The 22,323-nt window shown below is 65.5% G+C and carries 19 protein-coding genes and 1 riboswitch; of the genes, 6 read left to right on the forward strand and 13 right to left on the reverse strand.

The features are described 5' to 3' along the window. Positions 1-15: 15 nt before the first annotated feature. The 7 genes from ACROUL_RS18400 to gltX form a co-directional block, all read right to left on the reverse strand. On the reverse strand, positions 16-339 hold the full coding sequence (locus ACROUL_RS18400) for an AzlD domain-containing protein (RefSeq protein WP_431300882.1): 324 nt from the start codon (positions 337-339) through the stop codon (positions 16-18). Further along, entirely contained in the window at positions 336-1,019 is a 684-nt protein-coding gene (locus ACROUL_RS18405) for an AzlC family ABC transporter permease (RefSeq protein ID WP_431300883.1), read from the reverse strand. Before ACROUL_RS18405 ends, ACROUL_RS18400 begins: the two co-directional genes overlap by 4 nt. Before the next feature lie 115 nt (positions 1,020-1,134). Further along, on the reverse strand, positions 1,135-3,978 hold the full coding sequence (gene gcvP, locus ACROUL_RS18410) for an aminomethyl-transferring glycine dehydrogenase (RefSeq protein WP_431300884.1): 2,844 nt from the start codon (positions 3,976-3,978) through the stop codon (positions 1,135-1,137). 93 nt (positions 3,979-4,071) lie between these two features. Next, on the reverse strand, positions 4,072-4,431 hold the full coding sequence (gene gcvH, locus ACROUL_RS18415; RefSeq protein ID WP_431300885.1) for a glycine cleavage system protein GcvH: 360 nt from the start codon (positions 4,429-4,431) through the stop codon (positions 4,072-4,074). Positions 4,432-4,440: 9 nt separating this feature from the next. After that, entirely contained in the window at positions 4,441-5,562 is a 1,122-nt protein-coding gene (gene gcvT, locus ACROUL_RS18420; RefSeq protein WP_431300886.1) for a glycine cleavage system aminomethyltransferase GcvT, read from the reverse strand. A 159-nt stretch (positions 5,563-5,721) separates the two neighbouring features. Next, positions 5,722-5,821: riboswitch (glycine riboswitch) on the reverse strand. Positions 5,822-5,883: 62 nt separating this feature from the next. Next, a complete protein-coding gene (locus ACROUL_RS18425; RefSeq protein ID WP_431300887.1) occupies positions 5,884-7,308 on the reverse strand; it encodes an MATE family efflux transporter in 1,425 nt (474 codons plus the stop codon). Between the two features lie 69 nt (positions 7,309-7,377). After that, entirely contained in the window at positions 7,378-8,703 is a 1,326-nt protein-coding gene (gene gltX, locus ACROUL_RS18430; RefSeq protein ID WP_431300888.1) for a glutamate--tRNA ligase, read from the reverse strand. Between the two features lie 222 nt (positions 8,704-8,925). Here gltX and ACROUL_RS18435 point away from each other — a divergent pair, with 222 nt between their 5' ends. From ACROUL_RS18435 to ACROUL_RS18445, 3 genes are all read left to right on the forward strand, one after another. Beyond that, positions 8,926-9,336: a metallopeptidase family protein gene (locus ACROUL_RS18435; protein WP_431300889.1), complete on the forward strand. Its 411-nt coding sequence runs from the start codon at positions 8,926-8,928 to the stop codon at positions 9,334-9,336. Positions 9,337-9,441: 105 nt separating this feature from the next. Further along, entirely contained in the window at positions 9,442-10,374 is a 933-nt protein-coding gene (locus ACROUL_RS18440; protein WP_431300890.1) for an MBL fold metallo-hydrolase, read from the forward strand. A 94-nt stretch (positions 10,375-10,468) separates the two neighbouring features. Continuing rightward, positions 10,469-11,425, forward strand: coding sequence for a 1-phosphofructokinase family hexose kinase (locus ACROUL_RS18445; protein WP_431300891.1), 957 nt, complete (start codon positions 10,469-10,471; stop codon positions 11,423-11,425). A gap of 3 nt (positions 11,426-11,428) precedes the next feature. Here ACROUL_RS18445 and ACROUL_RS18450 read toward each other — a convergent pair whose 3' ends face one another. Further along, on the reverse strand, positions 11,429-11,809 hold the full coding sequence (locus ACROUL_RS18450; RefSeq protein WP_431300892.1) for a hypothetical protein: 381 nt from the start codon (positions 11,807-11,809) through the stop codon (positions 11,429-11,431). Further along, positions 11,799-13,457, reverse strand: a complete 1,659-nt coding sequence (locus ACROUL_RS18455; protein WP_431300893.1) for an NAD+ synthase — start codon at positions 13,455-13,457, stop codon at positions 11,799-11,801. Before ACROUL_RS18455 ends, ACROUL_RS18450 begins: the two co-directional genes overlap by 11 nt. Before the next feature lie 138 nt (positions 13,458-13,595). Between ACROUL_RS18455 and ACROUL_RS18460 the strand changes: the two genes are divergently transcribed. Together ACROUL_RS18460 and ACROUL_RS18465 are read left to right on the forward strand one after the other, a co-directional pair. Further along, positions 13,596-15,086, forward strand: a complete 1,491-nt coding sequence (locus tag ACROUL_RS18460) for a 2-isopropylmalate synthase (protein ID WP_431300894.1) — start codon at positions 13,596-13,598, stop codon at positions 15,084-15,086. 130 nt (positions 15,087-15,216) lie between these two features. Then, positions 15,217-16,146, forward strand: coding sequence for a hypothetical protein (locus ACROUL_RS18465; protein ID WP_431300895.1), 930 nt, complete (start codon positions 15,217-15,219; stop codon positions 16,144-16,146). 24 nt (positions 16,147-16,170) lie between these two features. On the opposite strand, the gene ACROUL_RS18470 is transcribed toward ACROUL_RS18465, so the two are convergent. Together ACROUL_RS18470 and ACROUL_RS18475 are read right to left on the reverse strand one after the other, a co-directional pair. Next, a complete protein-coding gene (locus ACROUL_RS18470) occupies positions 16,171-17,694 on the reverse strand; it encodes a cryptochrome/photolyase family protein (RefSeq protein WP_431301340.1) in 1,524 nt (507 codons plus the stop codon). After that, on the reverse strand, positions 17,688-18,347 hold the full coding sequence (locus ACROUL_RS18475) for an SDR family NAD(P)-dependent oxidoreductase (RefSeq protein WP_431300896.1): 660 nt from the start codon (positions 18,345-18,347) through the stop codon (positions 17,688-17,690). The genes ACROUL_RS18470 and ACROUL_RS18475 overlap by 7 nt, the downstream gene beginning before the upstream one ends. A gap of 400 nt (positions 18,348-18,747) precedes the next feature. Here ACROUL_RS18475 and ACROUL_RS18480 point away from each other — a divergent pair, with 400 nt between their 5' ends. Continuing rightward, on the forward strand, positions 18,748-20,355 hold the full coding sequence (locus tag ACROUL_RS18480; protein WP_431300897.1) for a 2-isopropylmalate synthase: 1,608 nt from the start codon (positions 18,748-18,750) through the stop codon (positions 20,353-20,355). 196 nt (positions 20,356-20,551) lie between these two features. On the opposite strand, the gene ACROUL_RS18485 is transcribed toward ACROUL_RS18480, so the two are convergent. Further along, entirely contained in the window at positions 20,552-21,175 is a 624-nt protein-coding gene (locus ACROUL_RS18485) for a DUF1345 domain-containing protein (protein WP_431300898.1), read from the reverse strand. Further along, positions 21,175-22,314 (reverse strand): rod shape-determining protein RodA, encoded by a 1,140-nt coding sequence (gene rodA / locus ACROUL_RS18490; protein WP_431300899.1) that lies wholly within the window; start codon positions 22,312-22,314, stop codon positions 21,175-21,177. The genes ACROUL_RS18485 and rodA overlap by 1 nt, the downstream gene beginning before the upstream one ends. Between the last annotated feature and the right edge of the window lie 9 nt (positions 22,315-22,323).

A 22,323-nucleotide genomic window follows, 5' to 3' on the forward strand; every position in this document is an offset into this window, starting at 1 on the left:
TTTGCGCAAGGCCGATCAGCCCAGCGCGAAGACCGAAACCCCATATGCGACCGATCCGGCAAGGGTGGCGGCCACGACGGAACGGCTGGCCAGATAGACGCCGATCACCGAGGCGGTGCCAATGGCGAGGGTGGCCATGTCACGCGGCACGAGGCTGAGCGAGGGCAGGATCGAGGCGACAAAGAGTGTGGCGATGGCGGCAGGCCCGGTCGCGGCGAGGAACCGGGCGAGCGGGCCGGTCTGCGGCAGGGACGTGCTGCCCATCCGGGTGGGGAGGACGCGGAAGGCGTAATTCGCAAGGCCGGCAAGGAGAGCGACGATCAGAAGGTCTGTGTTCATCGGCGGATGACCCCTGCGGCGGCTCCGGCGGCGATGCCCGCAAGGATGCCGGCGGTGGCGCTGATGGCAAGGGTGCCAGCGATCGTGGCGGCGGCGGCGACCACTATCGCCGGCACCTGCGGCCGGGCGATGAGCGAGAGGAGGAGTGCGAGAAAGAGGGCGGGCAGCATGAAGCCGAGGGCGGCACCAATCGCCGGAGAGCCGTCCAGCGCACTGTCGCCGGCATAGGCGCCGATCGCGGTCCCGCCGATCCATGCGGCGTAGGCGGGCAGGCCGAGACCGAACATGTAGCTTTCTGAGAATCGCTGGCCGCGTGCGAGGGAGCCCAATGCCTGACCGAAGACCTCGTCCGTTAGCCCGAAGCCCCAAGCCCAGACGCGACGCGTGCTGGCATCGTCACCGGCGGCTTTCATTAGGGCGGGGCCGTAGACCAGATGGCGCAGGTTCATCGCGATCAGAGTGAGGGCAGTGATCAGGACTGGCGCACCAGAGGAGAGGAGGGCCAGGGCAAGGAACTGCGAGGCACCCGCGTAGATGAGGAGCGAAAGGGCCGTGGCCTCGACCGGGGTGAAGCCGGCTTGGGTGGCGGCGACGCCGAAGGAAAATGCAATGGGCAGGTAGCCGAGCACGATGGGCAGGGCGGAGGCGAGGCCGGAGGTGAAGGCGGAGCGTGGCATCATCAGGCGGCTTCGGTAGCGCGGGGCGTGGCCATGGTCAATCGCGCGCTGCCTTTGCCGAAAGGCCGGGAGGGGCTCACACCCCTCCCTTCCCGTTCAATGGTCGAAGAGGAGGCCGCTATTCGGCAGCCTCCATGTAGCTTTCGACCGGCGGGCAGGTGCAGACGAGGTTGCGGTCGCCGTAGACGTTGTCGACGCGGCCCACCGGGGGCCAGTATTTGTCGACCCGGAAGGCGCCCGGGGGGAAGCAGCCCTGTTCGCGGGAGTATTTGCGATCCCACGCTTCGGTGACGAGGGCCGCCACGGTATGCGGGGCGTGGCGGAGCGGACTTTCCTCGGCGGTGATCTCGCCGCGTTCTACGGCAGCGATTTCGGCGCGGATCGACAGAAGCGCGGTGATGAAGCGGTCGATCTCGGCCTTGGTCTCGGACTCGGTGGGTTCGACCATCAGCGTGCCGGAGACCGGCCACGACATCGTGGGGGCGTGGAAGCCGTTGTCGATGAGGCGCTTGGCGATGTCGTCCACCGTGACGCCGACAGCGGCGAAGGGCCGGGTGTCGAGGATGCATTCGTGGGCGACGCGGCCCTTGTTGCCCATGAAGAGGATCGGGTAGGCGCCCGACAGGCGGGCCGCGATGTAGTTGGCGTTCAGGATCGCGACGCGGGTAGCCTGCGTGACCCCTGCCCCGCCCATAAGAAGGCAATAGGCCCAGGAGATCAGGAGAATCGAGGCGGAGCCGTAGGGTGCCGCAGAGACCGGGCCTTCGGCGCCTCCGGTTTCGGGGTGGCCGGGCAGGAAGGGCGCAAGGTGCGCCTTGACGCCGATCGGGCCCATGCCGGGACCGCCGCCGCCGTGCGGGATGGCGAAGGTCTTGTGCAGGTTGAGGTGGCTGACGTCCGACCCGATCTCGCCCGGCTTCACGAGGCCGACAAGGGCGTTCATGTTGGCGCCATCAAGGTAGACCTGACCGCCGTGGTCATGGGTGATGCGGCAGATGTCCTTCACGGTTTCCTCGAACACGCCGTGCGTCGAGGGGTAGGTGATCATGCAGGCGGCCAGACGATCGCCCGCCGCTGCGGCCTTGGCGCGGAAATCATCTAGGTCGACGTCGCCGTTCGGGGCGGATTTGACGACGACCACCTCCATCCCGGCCATCTGCGCCGAGGCGGGGTTGGTGCCATGCGCCGAAACCGGGATCAGGCAGACGGTGCGCTGGGTATCGCCGCGTGAGCGGTGGTAGGCGAGGATGGTCAGAAGGCCCGCGTATTCGCCCTGCGCGCCGGAATTGGGCTGCATCGACATGGCGTCGTAGCCGGTGATCTCGCACAGTTTGGCGGAGAGGTCGGTGATCGCCTCGTGGTACCCTTGCGCCTGATCGAACGGCGCGAAGGGGTGGAGAGAGCCGAATTCGGGCCAGGTGATCGGCATCATTTCGGCAGCGGCGTTCAGCTTCATGGTGCAGGAACCGAGCGGGATCATCGCCCGGTCAAGGGCGAGATCGCGGTCGGAAAGGCGGCGCATGTAGCGCATCATTTCCGATTCCGCGCGGTTCATGTGGAAGACCGGGTGGGTCAGATAGTCCGACGTTCGCGCCATGTCTTCGGGAAAGCCAAGCTGCGCGCGGTGCGGCGGCACGCCGTCGATGCCGAAGGCACGCAGGACGCGGATCAACACCTTTTCGTCGGAGGTTTCGTCCAGCGAGATGCCGATCCGGTCATTGCCGATCTTGCGGAAGTTCAGGCCTTCGTGGCGGGCGGCGGCAAGGATACCCGCCTGACCCACGCCGACCTCGACCGTGATGGTGTCGAAGAAAGCCTTGGGGCTGACCTTGGCCCCGGCGGCCTTCAGCGCGCGGGCGAGACGGTTGGTCAGGAAATGCACGCGTTCAGCGATGGCGCGCAGGCCCTTTGGCCCGTGGAACACAGCGTAGAAAGAGGCCATGACGGCCAGAAGCGCCTGCGCGGTGCAGACGTTCGAGGTGGCCTTTTCGCGGCGGATGTGCTGCTCGCGGGTTTGCAGCGAAAGGCGGTAGGCCTTAGTTCCGTTGCTGTCGATGCTGACGCCAACGATGCGGCCGGGCATGGAGCGCTTTAGGTCATCCTTGCAGGACATGAAGGCGGCATGCGGGCCGCCGTACCCCATCGGCACGCCGAAACGTTGGCTGGAGCCGACAGCGATGTCGGCGCCCATAGCGCCCGGTTCCTTCAGCATGCAGAGCGCCAGAAGGTCGGTCGCGACGATGGCGATGGCCTTGGCCTCGTGCAAACGGGCGATTTCGGCGGTGAAATCCTGCACATGGCCGTAGCTGCCAGGGTACTGGAAGATCGCGCCGAAGACCTTGGACGGGTCCAGCTTGTCGACGCTGTCCTCGATGATCTCGATGCCAAGGGGAAGCGCGCGAGTGCGGATCACGGCGATGGTCTGGGGGTGACAGAAGCGGTCAACGAAGAACGCCCGCGCCTTCGATTTGGCGCTGCGTTCGGCCATAGTCATCGCCTCGGCGGCGGCGGTCGCCTCGTCCAGAAGGCTGGCGTTGGCCACATCGAGGCCGGTCAGGTCGCAGATCATGGTCTGGTAGTTCAAGAGCGCCTCAAGCCGGCCCTGCGCGATTTCGGGCTGGTAAGGGGTGTAGGCGGTGTACCAGGCCGGGTTTTCCAGGATGTTGCGCTGGATCGCAGGCGGCGTGACGGTGCCGTAATACCCCTGTCCTATCAGGCTGGTCATCACCTTGTTCTTGCGCGCCACCTCACCCATCCGCGCCAGAAGCTCGTGCTCGGCCAGGGGTGCCCAGGTCAGTGGCTTTGACTGCCGGATCGCAGACGGCACGGTCTGGTCGATCAACTCGTCCAGGGTGCGCACGCCGACGGCTTTCAGCATCTCGTCCATCTCGGACGGCGAAGGGCCTATGTGGCGGCGGTTGGCGAAATCGTAGGCGTTGTAGTCGACGGGTGTGTAGGTCATCGCTCGCATCGGGCCGCACGACCCGCTCCCATTCATCTGTCCAAAAATATCCCGGGGGGTCCGGGGGGCTGGCCCCCCGGCCCTTGGCCATGATCAGCCCACCAGGTCTTGATACTCGTCCTCGTCCATGAACTGGTCGAGCACGCTCAGGTCATCGACCTTCATCTTGAAGAACCACGCAGCCCCGGTCGGGTCTTCGTTCACGAGGCTTGGCGCATCGGTCAGCTTTTCGTTCACTTCGACGATCTCGCCATCGATCGGGGCCAGAATGTCGGAGGCTGCCTTGACGCTTTCGATCACGCAGACCTCGTCGCCTTCGGCCACCATCGTTTCGGGTTCGGGCAGTTCGACGAACACCACGTCACCCAGCTGGGTGGCCGCGTGCTCGGTGATGCCGACGACGACCAGATCGCCCTCGACGCGCAGCCATTCGTGATCCTTGGTAAATTTCATCGTCTTGCCTCAGCGTTTGTAGGTTGTGGGTTGGAACGGAAGATCAGCCACTGTGACCGGCTGGCGTTTGCCGCGCACCTCGCCTTCCAGCGCGGTGCCGGTGGCAGCAAAATGGCGGGCGACGTAGCCCATCGCAATGGGCGCGTTGACAGAAGGGCCGAACCCGCCCGACGTGACGGTGCCCAAGGGTGTGCCGTCGGCGGCGAAAAGCTCCGTCCCCTCGCGCATCGGGGCGCGGCCGTCCGGGCGCAGGCCGACACGCAGGCGTTCCGGCCCCTCGGCCAGTTCGCGCAGGATGCGCGCGGCACCGGGGAAGCCACCTTCACGCGCGCCGCCCGCGCGGCGGGCCTTCTGGATTGCCCAGGTCAGGCCGGCCTCGACCGGGCTTGTCGTCTCGTCGATGTCATGGCCATACAGGCAAAGCCCGGCTTCCAGACGCAGGCTGTCGCGCGCACCAAGGCCGATGGGCATGACGCCGGGTTCGGCCAGCAGCTTGCGCGCAAAGGCTTCGGCAGCGGCGACCGGCACGGAAACCTCATAGCCGTCCTCGCCGGTATAGCCCGACCGGCTGACCCAGGCGTCGCCGATCACCGCCTGATCCATGAAGCGCATCGCAGCCACGCCCGGCAGGTGCCGTTCCAGCGCGGCCTCGGCCCCCGGCCCTTGCAGCGCCAGAAGCGCGCGGTCAGTCACCGCCACCACCTCGACCCCCGGCATGGCTGACGTCATGTGCGCGACATCGACCACCTTGCAGGCTGCGTTGACGACGACGAACAGGTGATCGCCCCGGTTCGCGAACATCAGATCGTCAAGGATGCCGCCCTGATCGTTGGTGAACAGCCCGTAGCGCTGCCGCCCCGGTGCCAGACCCAGCACGTCGACAGGCATCATCGCCTCGAATGCGGCGCAAAGGTCCGCGATCGTGCCCCTCGGACGCAAAATCACCTGCCCCATGTGGCTGACATCGAAAAGGCCCGCCGCGGTACGCGTGTGCAGATGTTCCTTCATCACGCCGGGGGCATATTGGACCGGCATCTCGTAGCCGGCAAAGGGCACCATCTTGCCCCCGAGTTCGACATGCAGATCGTGCAGCGGCAGCCGCTGCAATCCGGTAGCGTCAAGGTCGGACACTGTGCGTCCCTCCTGATGTTCGGCCGGAAAACGTGCCGGCACCGTCCGGGCAGGCCGATCCCTGCCCCGCGATGCCCCCTCTGTCCTTGCGCCAAGAAGCGCGCCTGAGATCGTTATCCCTTCGGCGTCCCGGGGATGCCGGGATCTCTCCAGAGTCTGTCGTCAGAAACGGTCCCTTGCGCCTGAGAGTTTACCGGGGCGGTTGCTCCTTCGGCACCGAGGGGCAAGCGGGCCCACCGGATTCTCCCGAACCTGACGACACTTGGTTAGCCTATGGGCGCCGCTCCGGGCAAGGGGGAATCGGAATACGATGGTATGCGGTCAGGCGCGCCGTTCGCCGGGGCTGGCCACAGGTTCTGCCTCGGGGCCGGACGGCTGCACTGCGGGTGGGCGCTGGCCGCCGCGGGGCACGGCCGGATCGGCGATCGCCCGCAGCGCCAGCCACACGGCCAGCAGCCCGAACACCACCCCGCCCAGCGCCTGACCGATCAGCACGCCCTGCGCGCCCCAGAACCCGCCCAGCCAAAGGGCCAGCGGGATCGTCCCCACCGTATGGCGCCCCCAGTTCACGACCGTGGACCAGAACGGCCGGCCCAGGTTGTTGCACACTGCGTTGCCGACAAAGATCATGCCGTTGAAGAACCACAGCAAGGCAAGCGGGCCACAAAACAGGTAGACGAGGTCGCGCGTCAGCCCCTCGGCATGGAACAGATCGGCGATCGGCGCGCGCAGCACAAACAGCAGTGCCGAAACGAACAGGATCACCAGTGCGGTGAAGATCAGCCCGTCGCGCAGGGCGCCGCGCACCCGGTCCAGCCGGCCTGCGCCGAAATTTTGGCCGATGATCGGCCCGATGGCGCCCGACAGCGCAAAGATCACGCCAAAGGCCACGGGCGTAAGCCGCCCGGCAATCGCCATGCCCGCAACCGCCGCCTCGCCATAGGCGCTGGTCGCGCGCGTCACGAAAGCCTGCCCCACCGGGGTCGCCACCTGCGTCAAGATCGCCGGCACCGCAATCGCCCAGACCGGCCCCATGTCGGCCACCACCTGCCGCGGCGAGGGGCGGTCGAACCCGCCGTAATTGCGGATGATCGGGCGCAGCGCCATCGCGGCGATCACCACCCGCGCCGCCACGCTTGCAAGGCCCGCTCCGGTCAACTCAAGCCCCATCCCGAAGATCAGGATCGGGTCCAGAACCGCCGTCGCCAGCGCCCCCCAGACCGTCGCCATCATCGCCGCCCGCGCGTCGCCGTGGCTGCGCAGGATCGCGCCGCCGATCATGCCAACCATCAGCAACGGTTGCGACGGTGTCACGATCTGCAGGAACCACACCGCCAGATCATGGGTCTCGCCAGTGGCACCGAGGAGAGTGACGAGAGGCGACAGGAACACCCACACCACCGCCGCAAACAATGCCCCGAACAAGAAGCCGAGGATCAGCCCGGTGGTCGACTTTTCCCGAGCCTGCGCCACGTCACGCTGGCCCAGCGCGCGTGACACAAGCGCACTGACCGCAATTGACATGCCGATCCCGAAACTGGTGGTGAAGAACAGGATCGCCCCGGCATAGCCGATCGCGGCGGCCAGTTCCTCACGCCCCAGCATGGCGATGTAGACCATGTTGATCAGGTCAACGACGAACACCGCCATCAACCCGACCGACGAAGTCAGCGCCATCACCGAGACATGGCGGAAGAGGCTGCCCTCGACGAACTTCGCTTGGCGTCCCGCTTCGGCCACTGCCATCTTCCTCTTTGCAAAAAAATCCCACGGGAGGTCCGGAGGGTGTGAAACCCTCCGGGGCCAGCCCAGGGCTTACAGCGTCGGCACCTTGCGCAGAAGCGGCATCACGTCGGCCATCTCCGGCCCTGCGTCCCGGCCCGTCAACGCGCGGCGCAGTGGGCGGAACAGGTCCTTGCCCTTGCGCCCCGTCGCGTCCTTCACCGCTGCGGTCCATTCGCCCCAGGTGGCAGTCGTCCAGGGCTGTGCCGGCAGCATCGCCAGCGCCTTTGCCACGAATTCGCGGTCGGCGTCATCGACCACCGGTTCGGCTCCGTCACGGAACAGGGTCCACCACTGGCCCAGATCGTCCAGCACGGTGATGTTGCCCTTTGCCACTGCCCAGAATGCCTCGGCCTCGGTGTCCGGGACGCCAAGGGCCGCAATCCGCTCCTTCACCGCCGCGAAGGGCAACCCCTGCACGTGGTGGCGCGTCAGGGGAAACAGGTCTTCGGCGTCGAACTTCGTCGGGGCTGCGCCGAACGAGCCCACATCGAAGCCCTCGACCAGTTCCTCCATCGACGAGACCAGTTCCACCGGCTTCGACGACCCGAGCCGCGCCATCAGTGACAAAAGCGCCATCGGCTCCACCCCCCGCGCCCGCAGGTCGCGCAGGGAAAGGACGCCCAGCCGCTTCGACAGCTCCTCGCCCTGCGGCCCGGTCAGAAGCGAATGGTGCGCAAAGGTCGGCGGGGTGCCGCACAGCGCCTTCATGATCTGGATCTGCGTCGCGGTGTTGGTCACATGGTCGGCGCCGCGCACGATGTGCGTCACGCCCATGTCCACGTCATCAACCGATGATGCGAAGGTATACAGCACCTGCCCGTCCGCCTTGATCAGCACCGGGTCGCTGACCGACGCGGCATCGATCGAGATCGGGCCGATGATTCCGTCCTGCCACTCGATCCGCTCGAGATCCAACTTGAAACGCCAATAACCCTGCCGGCCTTCGGCGCGGTAGGCATCTTTCTGCGCCTCGGTCAGGTTCAGCGCCGCGCGGTCATAGACCGGGGGACGCCCCATGTTCAGCTGCTTCTTGCGCTTGAGGTCCAGTTCGACCGGCGTCTCGAAGCATTCGTAGAAGCGCCCGGCAACCTTCAGCGCCTCGGCAGCTTCGGCATAGCGCCCCATGCGCTTTGACTGCTGCTCGATCCGGTCATAGCGGATGCCAAGCCAGGCAAGATCCGCCTTCAGCCCGTCGATGTATTCCTGTTTCGAGCGTTCCTGATCGGTGTCATCCAGCCGCAGGATGAACTGGCCGTCGTTCTGGCGGGCGATCAGATAATTCATCAGCGCCGTGCGCAGGTTGCCGACATGGATCCAGCCGGTGGGCGAGGGGGCGAAACGGGTGGTGACGGTCATGCATCGGGCTCCTTCAAGCGCCCTTCCCTGTCACATGGCCCCGGTTTTGTCCAGTTGGCGCCATTGAGTCTGGATGCACCGTCCAGCGCAAGGAAAGCTCATATCAGATGCGATGCTGTTCGTCTTGCCCATCTGCACCTCGCGTTCCTCTGCCGAGATACAAAAGATCCCTTGGTTAGTCGGCCCTTCCCACACAGCACCCGAATGCCTAGGTTTGCGGCCATGACAAACCCATCGCCCGACAGCATCGCCCCGTCGCTTGCGCTTATCGAACAGCTTGCGCATGAGGCCGTATCTACCCTGCCCGAAGCGTTCCGTCAGGCGGCCACGCAAGTGCGCCTGCGGATCGAGGATTTCCCCGATGACGAAATGCTGGAGGCGCTGGACCTGACCGATGCGTTCGAGCTGACCGGGCTTTACGACGGCACGCCGATGACCGAAAAATCGGTGTCGGACCAGCCGACCGGGACGGACACGATCTGGCTTTTCCGCCGCCCTATCCTTGATGAATGGGCCGAACGCGGCGATGTGTCGATCGGTGACATGGTGACCCATGTGGTGATCCACGAGATGGCGCATCACTTCGGCTGGTCGGACGACGACATTGCCGCCATCGACCCTTGGTGGGAATAGCGCACAGGCGTTGTGCGCTGGTGCGGCGCCGGTCACCGCGCCGTGATTGGTCAGGACGGGTGGTCACCCTACCCTAGCGGTCTTACCCAAACCGGAGGACTGACGATGACGACCTTGACCCGCCGCCACGCCCTGCTGTCTGCCGCCGCCCTTCCCTTTGCGGCCAGCCTGACCGCCTCCCCCGCCGTCGCAAAGGCCCAACCACAGGGAGTGTCCGTGCCACTGCACAACCGTTTCAAGCTGGGCGCGTTCGAGGTGACGACGCTCTTGTCCGGCACCCGCACCGGCGACAAGCCGCAGGAAACCTTTGGCACCAATGCCAGCGCTGAAGATTTCGCCGCGCTGTCGGCCGCGAATTTCCTGCCTGTCGACAAGTCGCAGAACTTCTTCACGCCGACGCTGGTCAACACCGGCGCCGAACTGGTGCTGTTCGACACCGGCCTTTCCGCCGAAGGCACGCTGGCCGCGATGACCGCTGCCGGCATCACCCCGGAACAAGTGGATGTGGTGGTGCTGACCCACATGCACGGCGACCATATCGGCGGCCTGATGGGTGCGGATGGCACCACGCCCACCTTCGCCAACGCCCGCTACGTGACGGGTGCGGCGGAGCACAATTACTGGGCCGGTGCCGCGAACGAGGGGTTCGACAAGAACGTAAAGCCCCTGAACGACAAGTTCACCTTCCTTGAGGATGGCGGCAGCCCGGTTTCCGGCATCACCGCGATGGCAGCTTTCGGGCACTCGCCGGGCCATATGGTCTATGTGGTGGAATCGAACGGCCAGCGGCTGGCGATCACCGCCGACACCGCGAACCACTATGTCTGGTCGCTGCAAAAGCCGGAGTGGGAAGTGCGCTTTGACGCTGACAAGGCTGCCGCCGCCGCAACGCGCAAGCAAGTGTTCGGCATGATCGCCGCCGACAGGATTCCGTTCATCGGCTATCACATGCCGTTTCCGGCGCTTGGCTTCGTTGAACCCTTGGGCGACGGCTTCCGCTATGTGCCGGCGAGCTATCAGTTGATGATGGAGGGCTGATCGCAGCCAGAGGAATTTGCCCCCGGCGAAGTGTCGGGGGCAGGTTCCCTTTCCGGTCCGGGCGAGTATGATAGCGGTAACACGAGGTGCCGCGATGTCCGACCAGACCCAAGTTCCGATCCTGACCCTGACGCTGAACCCCGCGCTGGACATGGCCAGCGACGTGGCCGAGATCATTCCCGGCCACAAGCTGCGCTGTTCGGACCCGCGCCTCGACCCCGGCGGCGGCGGGCTGAACGTCAGCCGCGCGATCAAGGCGCTGGGCGGTGACAGCCTGGCCCTTGTCGCCATCGGCGGATTGACCGGCGACCGGCTGGCCGGGTTGATCCGGGCAGAGGACGTGACATTCCTGTCGATCCTCGGCCCCGGCGAGACGCGGCAGTCACTGACGGTGAACGAAGTTTCGACCGGCAAGCAATACCGCTTCATGCTGCCGGGCCCGGTCTGGGGCGCGGCGGAACGTGCCCGCGTCTTCACCCTTTTGCGCGCCACCGCGCGGCCCGGCGGGCTGTCGGTGATATCGGGCAGCCAGCCGCCCGGCGTGCCGGTCGATTTCCCGGCAGAGCTTGCCGCGTCGATGCCGGACAGCCGGGTGGTGCTGGACACATCGGGTGCGGCGCTGACCGAGGCGGTGCGAAACCCGATCCCGGGGCTGGAGGTCTTGCGGATGGACGGCGAAGAAGGCGAGGCCTTGGCCGGGCATCCCCTTGAAACCCGCGAGGCGACGGCGGATTTCGCGCAGTCGCTGGTGGCGAGGGGCGTGGCAAAGCAGGTGATCATCGCACGCGGGGCCGATGGCAACGTGCTGGCCGACAAGGACCACCGGATCTTTGCCAAAGCGGCGAAGGTGAAGGTGAAATCGACCGTTGGCGCGGGCGACAGTTTCGTGGCGGCCTTCGTGCTGGCATTGGCGCGGGGGCAGTCGAACGACGAGGCGCTGGCGCTTGGCTCGGCCGCCGCTTCGGCCGCAGTGATGAGCGACGCGACACAGCTTTGCCGACCCGAGGATGTGATGCGCCTGCTGCCGGAATGCGCCGTCAGCCGGGTCTGAGGTTTAGCTGCGTCGAAACCCTGTGACGGCCTCGCCTGCCTGGCGCAGGCGGCCGAGCAGTTTCGCTTTTTCAAGCCAGGCGCGCATTGCGTCGCTGAAAGGGCCGTAGAGGGCGATTTCTTCAAGATCGGACACCGCCCGCACAGCCGCCATTTCCGGCCAGCCCATCGCGATGTCGTGGTGCCCGACCCATGCTTCGGGGCTGTCGTAGGTCACGACCGCGCGACCCTCGCCATCGGCGCGGAAGAAGTGGTAGCTGCGGACGCCGAGATGCCCTTCGGTTTCCACGCGGCGGGCCATTGCGGTCACCACCGCGACGAAGGCCTCGGCCCCTGCGGTCAGCCGGTAGCGGTTCACGACGGTGATAGTGGGGTCAGCTGTCATCGCGCCACCGCATCGCGATGGGATAGCGACGGTCAAGCCAGAACGCCTTTTGCGTCAACCGCGTGCCAGGGGCCGATTGGAAACGCTTGTATTCACTGATGTACAGAAGGTGTTCCACCTTCTTCACCGTAGCGCGGTCGAACCCCATCGCCACCAGATCAGCGACCGATTGTTCCTTTTCGACAAGACCTTCGAGTATCGCGTCAAGCACCTCATAAGGCGGCAGGCTGTCCTGATCCTTCTGGTCGGGGCGCAGTTCGGCGCTTGGCGGCTTGGTGATCACGCGTTCGGGGATCACCGCACCGGCCGGGCCCTTCATCCACGGGCGGTGGTTTTCGTTGCGCCAGCGGCAGGTCTCGAACACGCGGGTCTTGTACATGTCCTTGATCGGGTTGTAGCCGCCGTTCATGTCGCCGTAGATCGTGCAGTAGCCAACCGCGACCTCGGACTTGTTGCCGGTGGTCAGAAGCATCTCGCCAAATTTGTTCGATATGGCCATGAGCATCAGACCGCGCAGGCGGCTTTGGATGTTTTCTTCGGTCACGCCGGGTTCGGTATGTGCAAAAAGCCCGGCCAACGCCTCGCCAACCGCACCCTGCGCGCCGCTGATCGGAACGGTGTCGAGCCTGCAGCCGAGGTTGCGCGCGACCTCGCCCGCGTCGTGCAGCGAGGCGTCGGAGGTGAATTCGGACGGCAGCATGACGCAGCGCACGTTTTCGGGGCCCAGCGCATCGGCGGCGATGGTGGCAACGATGGCGCTGTCGATGCCGCCGGAGAGGCCGAGCAGGACCTTCTTGAAGCCGGTCTTGGCCATGTAATCGGCCAGCGACATGACGCAGGCGCGGTAGTCAGCCTCCCACACCCGGGGGATTTCGGCGATCTCGCCGGGGTCGGCGCGCCAGCCGTCTTGGCTGCGCCGGAAGGTGACCAGCACCATCGCCGCGTCGAATTGCGGCAGTTGCGCGGCCAATCGCCCGCCTGGGTTCAGCACCATCGACGAGCCGTCGAACACCTGATCGTCCTGCCCACCGACCATGTTGAGGTAGACCAGCGGCAGGCCCGTTTCGACCACCCGCGCCACCATCAGGTTAAGCCGCAGGTTCGGCTTGCCACGGTGGTAGGGCGAGCCGTTGGGGATGAGGAGGAGTTCGGCGCCAGTCTCAGCAAGGGTTTCGGCTACGTCGGAATGCCAGGCATCTTCGCAGATGGGGGTGCCGATGCGGACGCCGTTCACCACGTAAGGCCCGCTGACATCGGCGGAGGAAAACACCCGGCGTTCGTCGAAGACGGCGTCGTTGGGCAGATGATGCTTCAGCACCGTCGCGGTGATCTTGCCGCCTTGCAGGATGTAGTACGCGTTGTGCAATCTGCCCGTTACGCGGGCCGGACCCCCAATGCCGAGTGCGGGGCCATCGGCGCAGTCTCTAGCCAAAGCCTCGATTGCGGCGATGGCGGCGGTGACGAAGGCAGGCTTCAGTATCAGGTCCTGGGTCTGGTAGCCCGTGATGAACATTTCGGGCAGGGCCACCATGTCGGCGCCGGCCGCGCGGCCTTCGGTCCATGCCTGTAGCGCCAGTGCAGCGTTGCCGGCGATTGCCCCCACGGTCGGGTTCAACTGGCCCAGCATCAGGCGGAATGTGTCAGACATGCGCGTCTCCTTGACCTTCAGGATGGTTCTAGCAGGTTGCGCCCCAAGGGAAAGCCACCCGCCGCCCGATCCCAACTGAACCTTGTCAGACCGCCCCCACCCGCTTAGGCTTTGCGCGTTCGAGCAGGAGTTTTCGGCATGAGCCTTGTCAAGGCAACCGCACTTGCGGCGCTTCTCGCCACCGCGCCCGCCAGCCTTTTGTTCGCGCAGGACGAAGGCGAGGTCATCACCAAGCAGTATGACAACGGCGCGGTCTACGAGGGCACCTTCCGCAACGGGCGCCAACATGGCACCGGCACCTACAAACTGCCGAACGGGTTTGAATACAGCGGTGAGTGGGTTGACGGCGAGATCGTGGGCGAAGGCACCGCGCGCTACCCGAACGGATCGGTGTACGAGGGCAGCTTTGCCAAGGGCCAGCCGGAGGGAAAGGGCAAGATCACCTCACCCGACGGCAGCACCTATGAGGGCGACTGGACGGCGGGGCAGATGACCGGGCAAGGCGTCGCGCGCTATGCCAACGGCGCGGTCTACGAGGGCGCCTTCACCAAGGGTCAGCACAACGGCAAGGGCAAGATCACCAACCCGGGCGGCTATACCTACGAGGGCGACTGGGTGCTGGGCATCAAGGAAGGCTCCGGCAAGATCACCTACCCGGACGGCGCGACCTATGAAGGCGGGCTGGTCAAGGGGGTACGGTCAGGCAAGGGGACGCTGATCATGCCGGACGGGCTGACCTACATCGGTGACTGGGCCGAAGGGCAGATCAACGGCACCGGCAAGCTTACGCAACCGAACGGCGATGTTTACGAGGGCGCCTTCGTAAACGGGCAGCGCGAGGGGCGGGGCAAGGTGGCCCACGCCAACGGCGACGTCTACGAGGGCGGTTTCGTCAAGGATCGGCGGCACGGCACCGGCACGTTCATCGCGGCGGACGGGTTCAAATACGAAGGCTCGTGGGTCGAAGGCCGCATGGAGGGCACCGGATCGGTGACCTACCCCGATGGCGCGGTCTATGTCGGCGCGATGAAAGGCGACCAGCCGCAGGGGGAGGGAGCGATCACCTACCCGGACGGCGCGACATATCAGGGCAACTGGGACCGTGGCATGATCTCGGGTCAGGGTCGGGCGACCTATGCCAATGGGCAGGTCTATGACGGGATGCTGAAGAACGCGCTGCCAGAGGGCAAGGGCACGATGACCTTTGCGGACGGCACCCGCTACGAGGGAGATTGGAAGGCTGGCACCCGCGAAGGCGTGGGCACCGCGACCTACCCAGACGGCTCGGCCTACAAGGGCACGTTCAAGGCGGGCCTGCGCGACGGCACGGGCGAGTTCACCATGCCAGACGGGTTCAAGTATATCGGCACCTGGGTCGCGGGCCAGATCGAAGGCCAGGGCACCGCAACCTACCCCGGCGGCGAGGTTTATGAGGGCAGCTTCAAGGCCGGAAAGCGCGAGGGACAGGGTACGATGCGCTATCCCGGCGGAGAGGAAGCAACCGGCATCTGGCAGAACGGAGTGCTGACCGCCCCGCCCGAGGCGGCGCCAGCAGAGGGCGAGCCCGCGCCAGAGGGTGGCACCGCAGCCCCCGCCGAAGCCCCGGCAGAGCCGGCGCCTGCCCCCTGACACAGGCATTCGGGCGCGCCACTTGCCGGGCCAGCGAAGCTTGATTCCGGGCGTGACCGATCCCATCTTGCAGCGAAGCGGGCCGTCCGGTTGCCGCCAGACAGTTCCAATTTTCCGAAAGGCCTTGCAAATGCAGCCCCCCCGCTTCGCGCCCCGCCCGACCCGCCGCCGTTTTCTGGCAACAGGTCTTTCTGCAACGGCGCTGGCATCGCTGGGGTTTGGCCAAACCGGCACGGCGCAGGCTGCATCGCTGCCGCCCCGCCCGTTCAACACCCGCGTGATCCAGTCCGGTCACAGCCTGACCGATCCGATCGTGCCTGAACTGGAGGCGATCGTGCGCGGCGCGGGTGGCAAGGCCAGTCTTGGCATGAAGATGGACCGCTCCACCATTCCCGGCAGCCCGATAGAATGGCGCTGGAACCACCGCAATGAAGGCACGCCCGACGCGCGTCGCGACATCGCAGACTACGAGGTTCTGGTTCTTACCGAACGTGTATCGCTGTCGAACACAATGCCCTACCACAAATCCGAAGACTTCGCGCTGAAGTACTTCACCAACGCCTGGACCAACGGCAATGGCGGCAAGGGGGCCGAGACCGTGCTTTACGCCTCGTGGGTCGAGGTGGACAGCGGGCCCGGCGCTCCGAACGAGTACAACGACCCTGAGCGCGAAATCCCGTTTCGCCAGCGGCTCGATCTGGAGTTGGTCGGGTGGGAAAAGATCCTGAACTCGGTCAACGACCGGCGTCCCGCAGGCTCGCCCGCGATGACGATGATCCCGGGGCCTTTGGTGATGGCGGCGCTGTATGACGCGCTGGAACAGGGCAAGGTGCCGGGGATTTCGAGCATCGAGTCGGTGTTTTCCGACACGATCCACATAAACCGGATCGGCGCCTTCATGATCGCGCTGGCGCATTACGCTGTGATCTACCGACGTGACCCGCGGGAGCTTCCGGCCCGGCTTGGCACCGACGCCGCGGGATCGCAGGCGACGGTCGACTGGATGGCGGCGATGGTCTGGGACGTTGTGTCGCGCTACCGGTTCAGCGGGCTGGCCTGAGGCCCGCCGCCTCAGACCGCCGCGTCAGACCGCCTCACCCGCGTCCAGCCGGCGCAGGAACCTGGAGGCCTCGTGCAGCACACGGGCGCGGTGGCCTTGGTCCATCTTGTCCCAGGTGCGGTACATCTGCGCCATGCGCGGATTGCCCTCGAACCGCGCTCGGTGGCGCATCAGAAAATCCCAGTAAAGCAGGTTGAACGGGCAGGCACGCTCGCCCACCTTGTCCTTGACCCGGTACTGGCAGCCACCGCAATGGTCCGACATCCGGTCGATGTAGGCGCCGGACGAGACATAGGGTTTGGACCCGACCACCCCGCCATCGGCGAACTGGCTCATGCCGACGGTGTTCGGCGCTTCGACCCACTCGAAAGCGTCGATGTAGACCGACAGATACCATTCATGCACTTGGGCCGGATCGACCCCGGCCAGCAGCGCGAAGTTGCCGGTCACCATCAGACGCTGGATGTGGTGCGCATAGGCGAGGTCACGCGTCTGGCCAATCGCCGCCGCCATGCAGGACATGCCTGTCGGCTTGCCCCAGTAAAGACCGGGCAAGGCGCGGTAATGCCCAAGCACGTTGCGCGCCGCATACTCCGGCCCCTGCAGCGCCCAGATCCCGCGCACAAACTCCCGCCAGCCGATGATCTGGCGGATGAAGCCTTCGGCCGCGTTGATCGGCACCCGCCCGGCCTGCCACGCTGCTTCGACCGTGCGGCACACCTCCATCGGACCAAGGAGGCCGATGTTCAGGTAGGGCGAGATCACCGCATGGCTGAGGAAGGGCTCGCCCGTTAGCATCGCGTCCTGCTCGTCGCCGAAACGGGGCAAGCGGTTGGTGACAAAATCGTCCAGCGCCGCCAGCGCGCCGGCGCGGTCGGTCGCCCAGTGAAACGGTCGCGCCTTGCCGAAATGGGCAAACCGCGCTTCGACCAGTGCCAGCACCTCCTCGGTCACGGCGTCGGGGGCAAAGCGCAGCGGACGCGGGCGCAAGAGATCGGCCTTTGCCGGCTTGCGGTTGTCGTGGTCAAAGTTCCATTGCCCGCCGGCCGGCTTGTCGCCGTCCATCAAGAGCCCGGTCTTGCGCCGCATCTCGCGGTAGAAGAACTCCATCCGCAGCGACTTGCGCCCCTCGGCCCATGCCGCGAACTCGGCTTCCGGGCACAGGAAGCGGTCGTCGGGCAGGATCGTCACCGCCAGCGGCAACGCCTCGAGGTCGGCGATCACGCGCCATTCGCCAGGACGCGTCGCCAGCACCGAAGAGACGCCCGTCTCGGTCGCCCGGCGCAACACCTCGCCCGAGAGCGTCTGGCTGTTGTCGGGGTCATCCAGCCGGGAATAGGCCACCCGCCAGCCGTCTGCCGCCAGTGCCGCCGCGAACTTGCGCATCGCCGTCAGGATCAGCGCGATCTTCTGGGGATGGTGCGGAACGCTGATCCCCTCGCCCATCACCTCGGCCATCACGACCACGTCGCGCGCCTTATCGGCCGCCTTCAGCGCCGCGATGTCGCGCGACAGCTGGTCGCCCAGCACCAGAACCAGCCTCACCAGACGATCCTTTCGCCCTTCCAGTCGAAAAACCCACCGGTGTCGGCGGGGCGAAGCCCATCCAGCACCGCCAAGAGATGCCCCGCCGCCACCTCGGGCGTCACCACGGCGTGGCCTCCCGCATAGGCCTGCGTCAAGCCGGTGGCCACGGTGCCCGGATGCAGCAGAGCCAGCACCGCCTGCGGATGGCTGCGCGCCACCTCGATGCTGGCTGTGTGGACCAGCTGGTTCAACGCCGCCTTCGCCGCCCGGTAGGAATACCAGCCGCCCAAGGCATTGTCCCCGATCGACCCGACCCGCGCCGACAGGATGCCCAGCTTCGCCACGCGGTCCTTCGGCAGCCGCCGGAGCGCGTGCTTCAAGATCAGCGCCGGCCCGATCGCATTCAACGCGAACTGCGCCGCCATCGCCCCTGGTTCCAGCGCGCGAAGGGTCTTTTCCGGTCGCGCTCCGTCAATCTCCAGCGCCCCGGTTGCGACGATCACCAGATCGAATACCCCCTCCAGCCGCCCCATCACCGCCGCGACAGACGCTTCGTTCGTCACATCAAGCCCGTCGCCGCGCCGCGAAAGCCCGACCACGTTAGCACGGGCCGCCAGCGCCGCGCAAAGCGCCGCCCCGATGCCGCCCGACGATCCGATCACCAATGCCCGCATGATACGCTCCCTGCTCGTGCCGAACCTAGCCCGACAATCCGTCGCGACCATGACTTGCGCTTTTCTGAAATACTCCCGCCCAATACGCCCACCGGAGGCGCCGCCTTCGACCATTGCCGTTTGGGCCGGCTTTGGCGGCGGCAGCGCTGTCCAAGGGGGCTCGATGCCACCGAGGACGGCACTCCTTCGCGAAAATCTCCCCTTTCCTTCGAAAAAATCCGCCGTATAGTCCGGCCCCATGACCACGGGCCAACATCACCACAACTTCATCGGGACATTCCGTCCTGCGGTTGGCCTTGGCCTCCTCCTTCTTAGCCGCCTCTGAGCGTGCCTTCGGGTGCTGCCGCTCAGAGGTGACATGCGCCCGAACGCAAAGCTGAGACCCTAAGGAGCCAACCCAATGACCACCGAAGCCAAAACCGTAGCCCAGGCTGGGCAAGCCAAACCGTTGCAGGACCGCGTCGTGATTTTCGACACCACGCTGCGCGATGGTGAACAGTCGCCCGGCGCGACAATGACCCATGAGGAAAAGCTGGAAATCGCCGGCCTCCTCGACGAGATGGGCGTCGACATCATCGAGGCGGGCTTCCCAATCGCCTCGGAGGGTGATTTCGCCGCCGTCGCGGAAATCTCCAAGCGCGCGGTGAATTCCACGATCTGCGGCCTTGCCCGGGCCAATTTCAAGGACATCGACCGCTGCTGGGAAGCGGTGAAGCACGCCCGCAGCCCGCGCATCCACACCTTCATCGGCACCTCGCCCTTACACCGCGCCATTCCGAACCTCGACATGGACCAGATGGCGGAACGGATCCACGACACCGTGACCCATGCCCGCAACTTGTGCGACAACGTGCAGTGGTCGCCGATGGACGCGACGCGGACCGAGCATGATTACCTGTGCCGCGTGGTGGAAATCGCGATCAAGGCGGGTGCCACCACGATCAACATTCCCGATACCGTGGGTTACACGGCACCACGCGAAAGTTCGCGTCTGATCCAGATGCTGCTGGAACGGGTGCCGGGCGCCGACACCATCATCTTCGCCACGCATTGCCACAACGACCTTGGAATGGCCACGGCGAACGCGCTGGCGGCGGTCGAGGCGGGGGCGCGGCAGATCGAATGCACCATCAACGGCCTTGGCGAACGGGCCGGCAATACTGCGCTGGAAGAGGTGGTGATGGCAATGAAGGTCAGGAATGACATCCTGCCCTACCGGACCGGCATCGACACGACCAAGATCATGAACCTGTCGCGCCGGGTGGCCAGCGTTTCAGGATTTCCGGTGCAGTTCAACAAGGCCATCGTCGGCAAGAACGCCTTCCTGCACGAAAGCGGCATCCATCAGGATGGTGTGCTGAAGAACGTCGAGACGTTCGAGATCATGCGGCCCGAAGATATCGGGCTGACACAGAAGAACATCGCGATGGGCAAACATTCGGGGCGCGCGGCGCTCAGGGCCAAGCTGAAGGAGTTGGGGTTCGAATTGGCCGACAACCAGCTGAACGATGTCTTTGTGCGGTTCAAGGCGCTGGCTGACCGCAAGAAGGAAGTCTACGACGACGACCTGATCGCGCTGGTGGCCGACGAGGCGACGATGGACGCGCATGATACTCTGCAGTTGAAGCGGCTGCGGGTGGTGTGCGGCACCGACGGGCCGCAGGAGGCCGAGATGGTGCTGACCATCGAAGGCACCGACCACTTCATCGACGCGACCGGCGACGGGCCGGTCGATGCGGCCTTCACCTGCGTCAAGATGCTGTTCCCGCATCGGGCACGGCTGCAGTTGTATCAGGTGCATGCCGTGACCGAGGGGACTGATGCGCAGGCCACGGTGTCGGTGCGGCTGGAGGAGGATGGTCGGATCGTGACCGGGCAGTCGGCGGATACCGATACCGTGGTCGCCTCGGTCAAGGCGTATATCAACGCGCTGAACCGGTTGATCGTGCGGCGCCAGAAAACGGCGCCGGGCGAGGATGTGAAGACCGTCAGCTATCACGGCCAGTAGGCCGCGCCAGCCCGGTGTCCCACCGTGGGACACCGGGACGAGCCTTACGTTTTCAATGGGTTGTGCCTGCGCGTTAAGGGTTTCTTTACGCGGACGCGGCGCGACGCGGGGGTTTTCCATCCCCGCACCCCCGGAGGATATTTGTCGAAGGGGAAAACGTCTGGGGCGCCGAGAGGTGACCCTTTCAGTGCGTCCTTCACCCCGTGCCTGTCACCACCGCGTTGATCGCAAGTGCGAGGATTCCTGTGTTGTAGAAGAACGATACGATGGAATGCACCAACACCATGCGGCGCATGGCGCGGCTGGTGACGACCACGTCGGACACCTGCGCGGTCATGCCGATGGTGTAGGAGAAATAGAGGAAATCCCAGGCGTCAGGGCTTTGCTTGCCGGGAAACACCAACCCCGGGTCTGCCGCCTGATAGCTGTGATGGGCGTAGTGGAAGGCGGCCAGCATGTGGATTGTAGCCCAGCCAAGGGGCAGGCTGACGATGGCCCAGGCCCGGGCCGGCAGGCTGTAGCTGGCGTCGTTCAGGACGGCTGCGATGGCGGTGATGCTGACGGCCACCGCCAGCACCGCGAGGAGAAGGATCAGGGTGACCCCCTCGTCCGCCTGTTCAGCGTGTTGGCGCAGGCGTTCGGGGGTGCCGCCGCGCGCGAAGTGCAGCATGAGCCCGAGGTAGGACAGAAAGAGCGCATTGGCGCCAGACAGGAGCCCGAGGATCGGCGAGACGCCTTGCCACAGCGCCAGCGCCGCGACGGCAATCCCGACCGCGAAGGCGATCAGGAAGCGGCTGTGGCGCGGGGAGATACGGGTCATCAGCGCGGTCGGTGGACGTGCGCGCTTTGCACCAGACCAAAGCCGACAAGGAGGACCAGCATTGCCGATCCGCCGTAGGACAGAAGCGGCAACGGCACGCCCACGACGGGTGCCATACCCATCACCATCGACAGGTTGACCGCGAGGTAGAAGAAGAAGTTCGCCGCGACCCCGATGATGAGAAGGGCGGAGAAGCGGTCCTTGTTCTGGAATGCGGCGACAAGGCAGAAGGCGATGATCAGGCCGTAAAGCGCCAGCAAAGAGAACGCGCCGATGAAGCCGAATTCTTCGGCCAAGGTGGTGAAGATGAAGTCGGTGTGCTTTTCGGGCAGAAAGTTCAGCCGACTTTGCGTGCCTTGCATGAAGCCCTTGCCGGACCAGCCACCGGAGCCAAGCGCGATCTGTGCCTGGATGATGTTGTAGCCGGCGCCGAGCGGGTCGGCGGTGGGATCAAGGAAGGTGTCGATGCGCTTGTATTGGTAGTCGTGCAGGAACTGCCACGGCGTGCCGCGACTGAGAAACACGCCCGCGACGCCACCGATGCCGATGGCCGCGACCGCGCCGAAATACCACAGGCTGACGCCCGCGACGAACATCACCGCCCCACCCGCCATCAGAAGCATCAGCGATGTGCCGAGGTTTGGCTGCATCAGCACGAGAATGGTGGGGGCGACAATCATCAGGACTGGAATGGCAACGTAGAGCGGGCGCGAGGTCTTCTTGTTGTCGAGCCAGTCGTAGTAGGCGGCCAGCATCATCACGAGGGTGAATTTCATCATCTCGGACGGTTGCAGGCGGATGAAGCCAAGGTCGATCCAGCGTTGCGCCCCCATGCCGACGTCACCGAAGAATTCGACGACGATGAGGAGAAGGAAGGAGACGATGTAGGCCAGCCCCGCCATGTTTCGCCAGAACCAGATCGGCACCATTGCGACGATGAACATCAGGATCAGGCCGACGCCGAAGCGTTCCATCTGCGGGCGGGCCCAGGTGTCGAGGTTGCCCCCGGCGATGGAGTAGAGCATCAGGAAGCCGACCGAGGCGACGGCGGTGACCAGCACGACGAGCGGCCAGTTGATGTAGAGGATCTTGCGCAGCCCGGTCGGGGCCTGCTTGACGCGGTATTCGAGAAAACTCATCGCTGCCTC

Origin of the sequence: Tabrizicola sp. BL-A-41-H6 (assembly GCF_050632395.1) — a bacterium.
Classification (GTDB): Bacteria; Pseudomonadota; Alphaproteobacteria; order Rhodobacterales; family Rhodobacteraceae; genus JAUYQR01.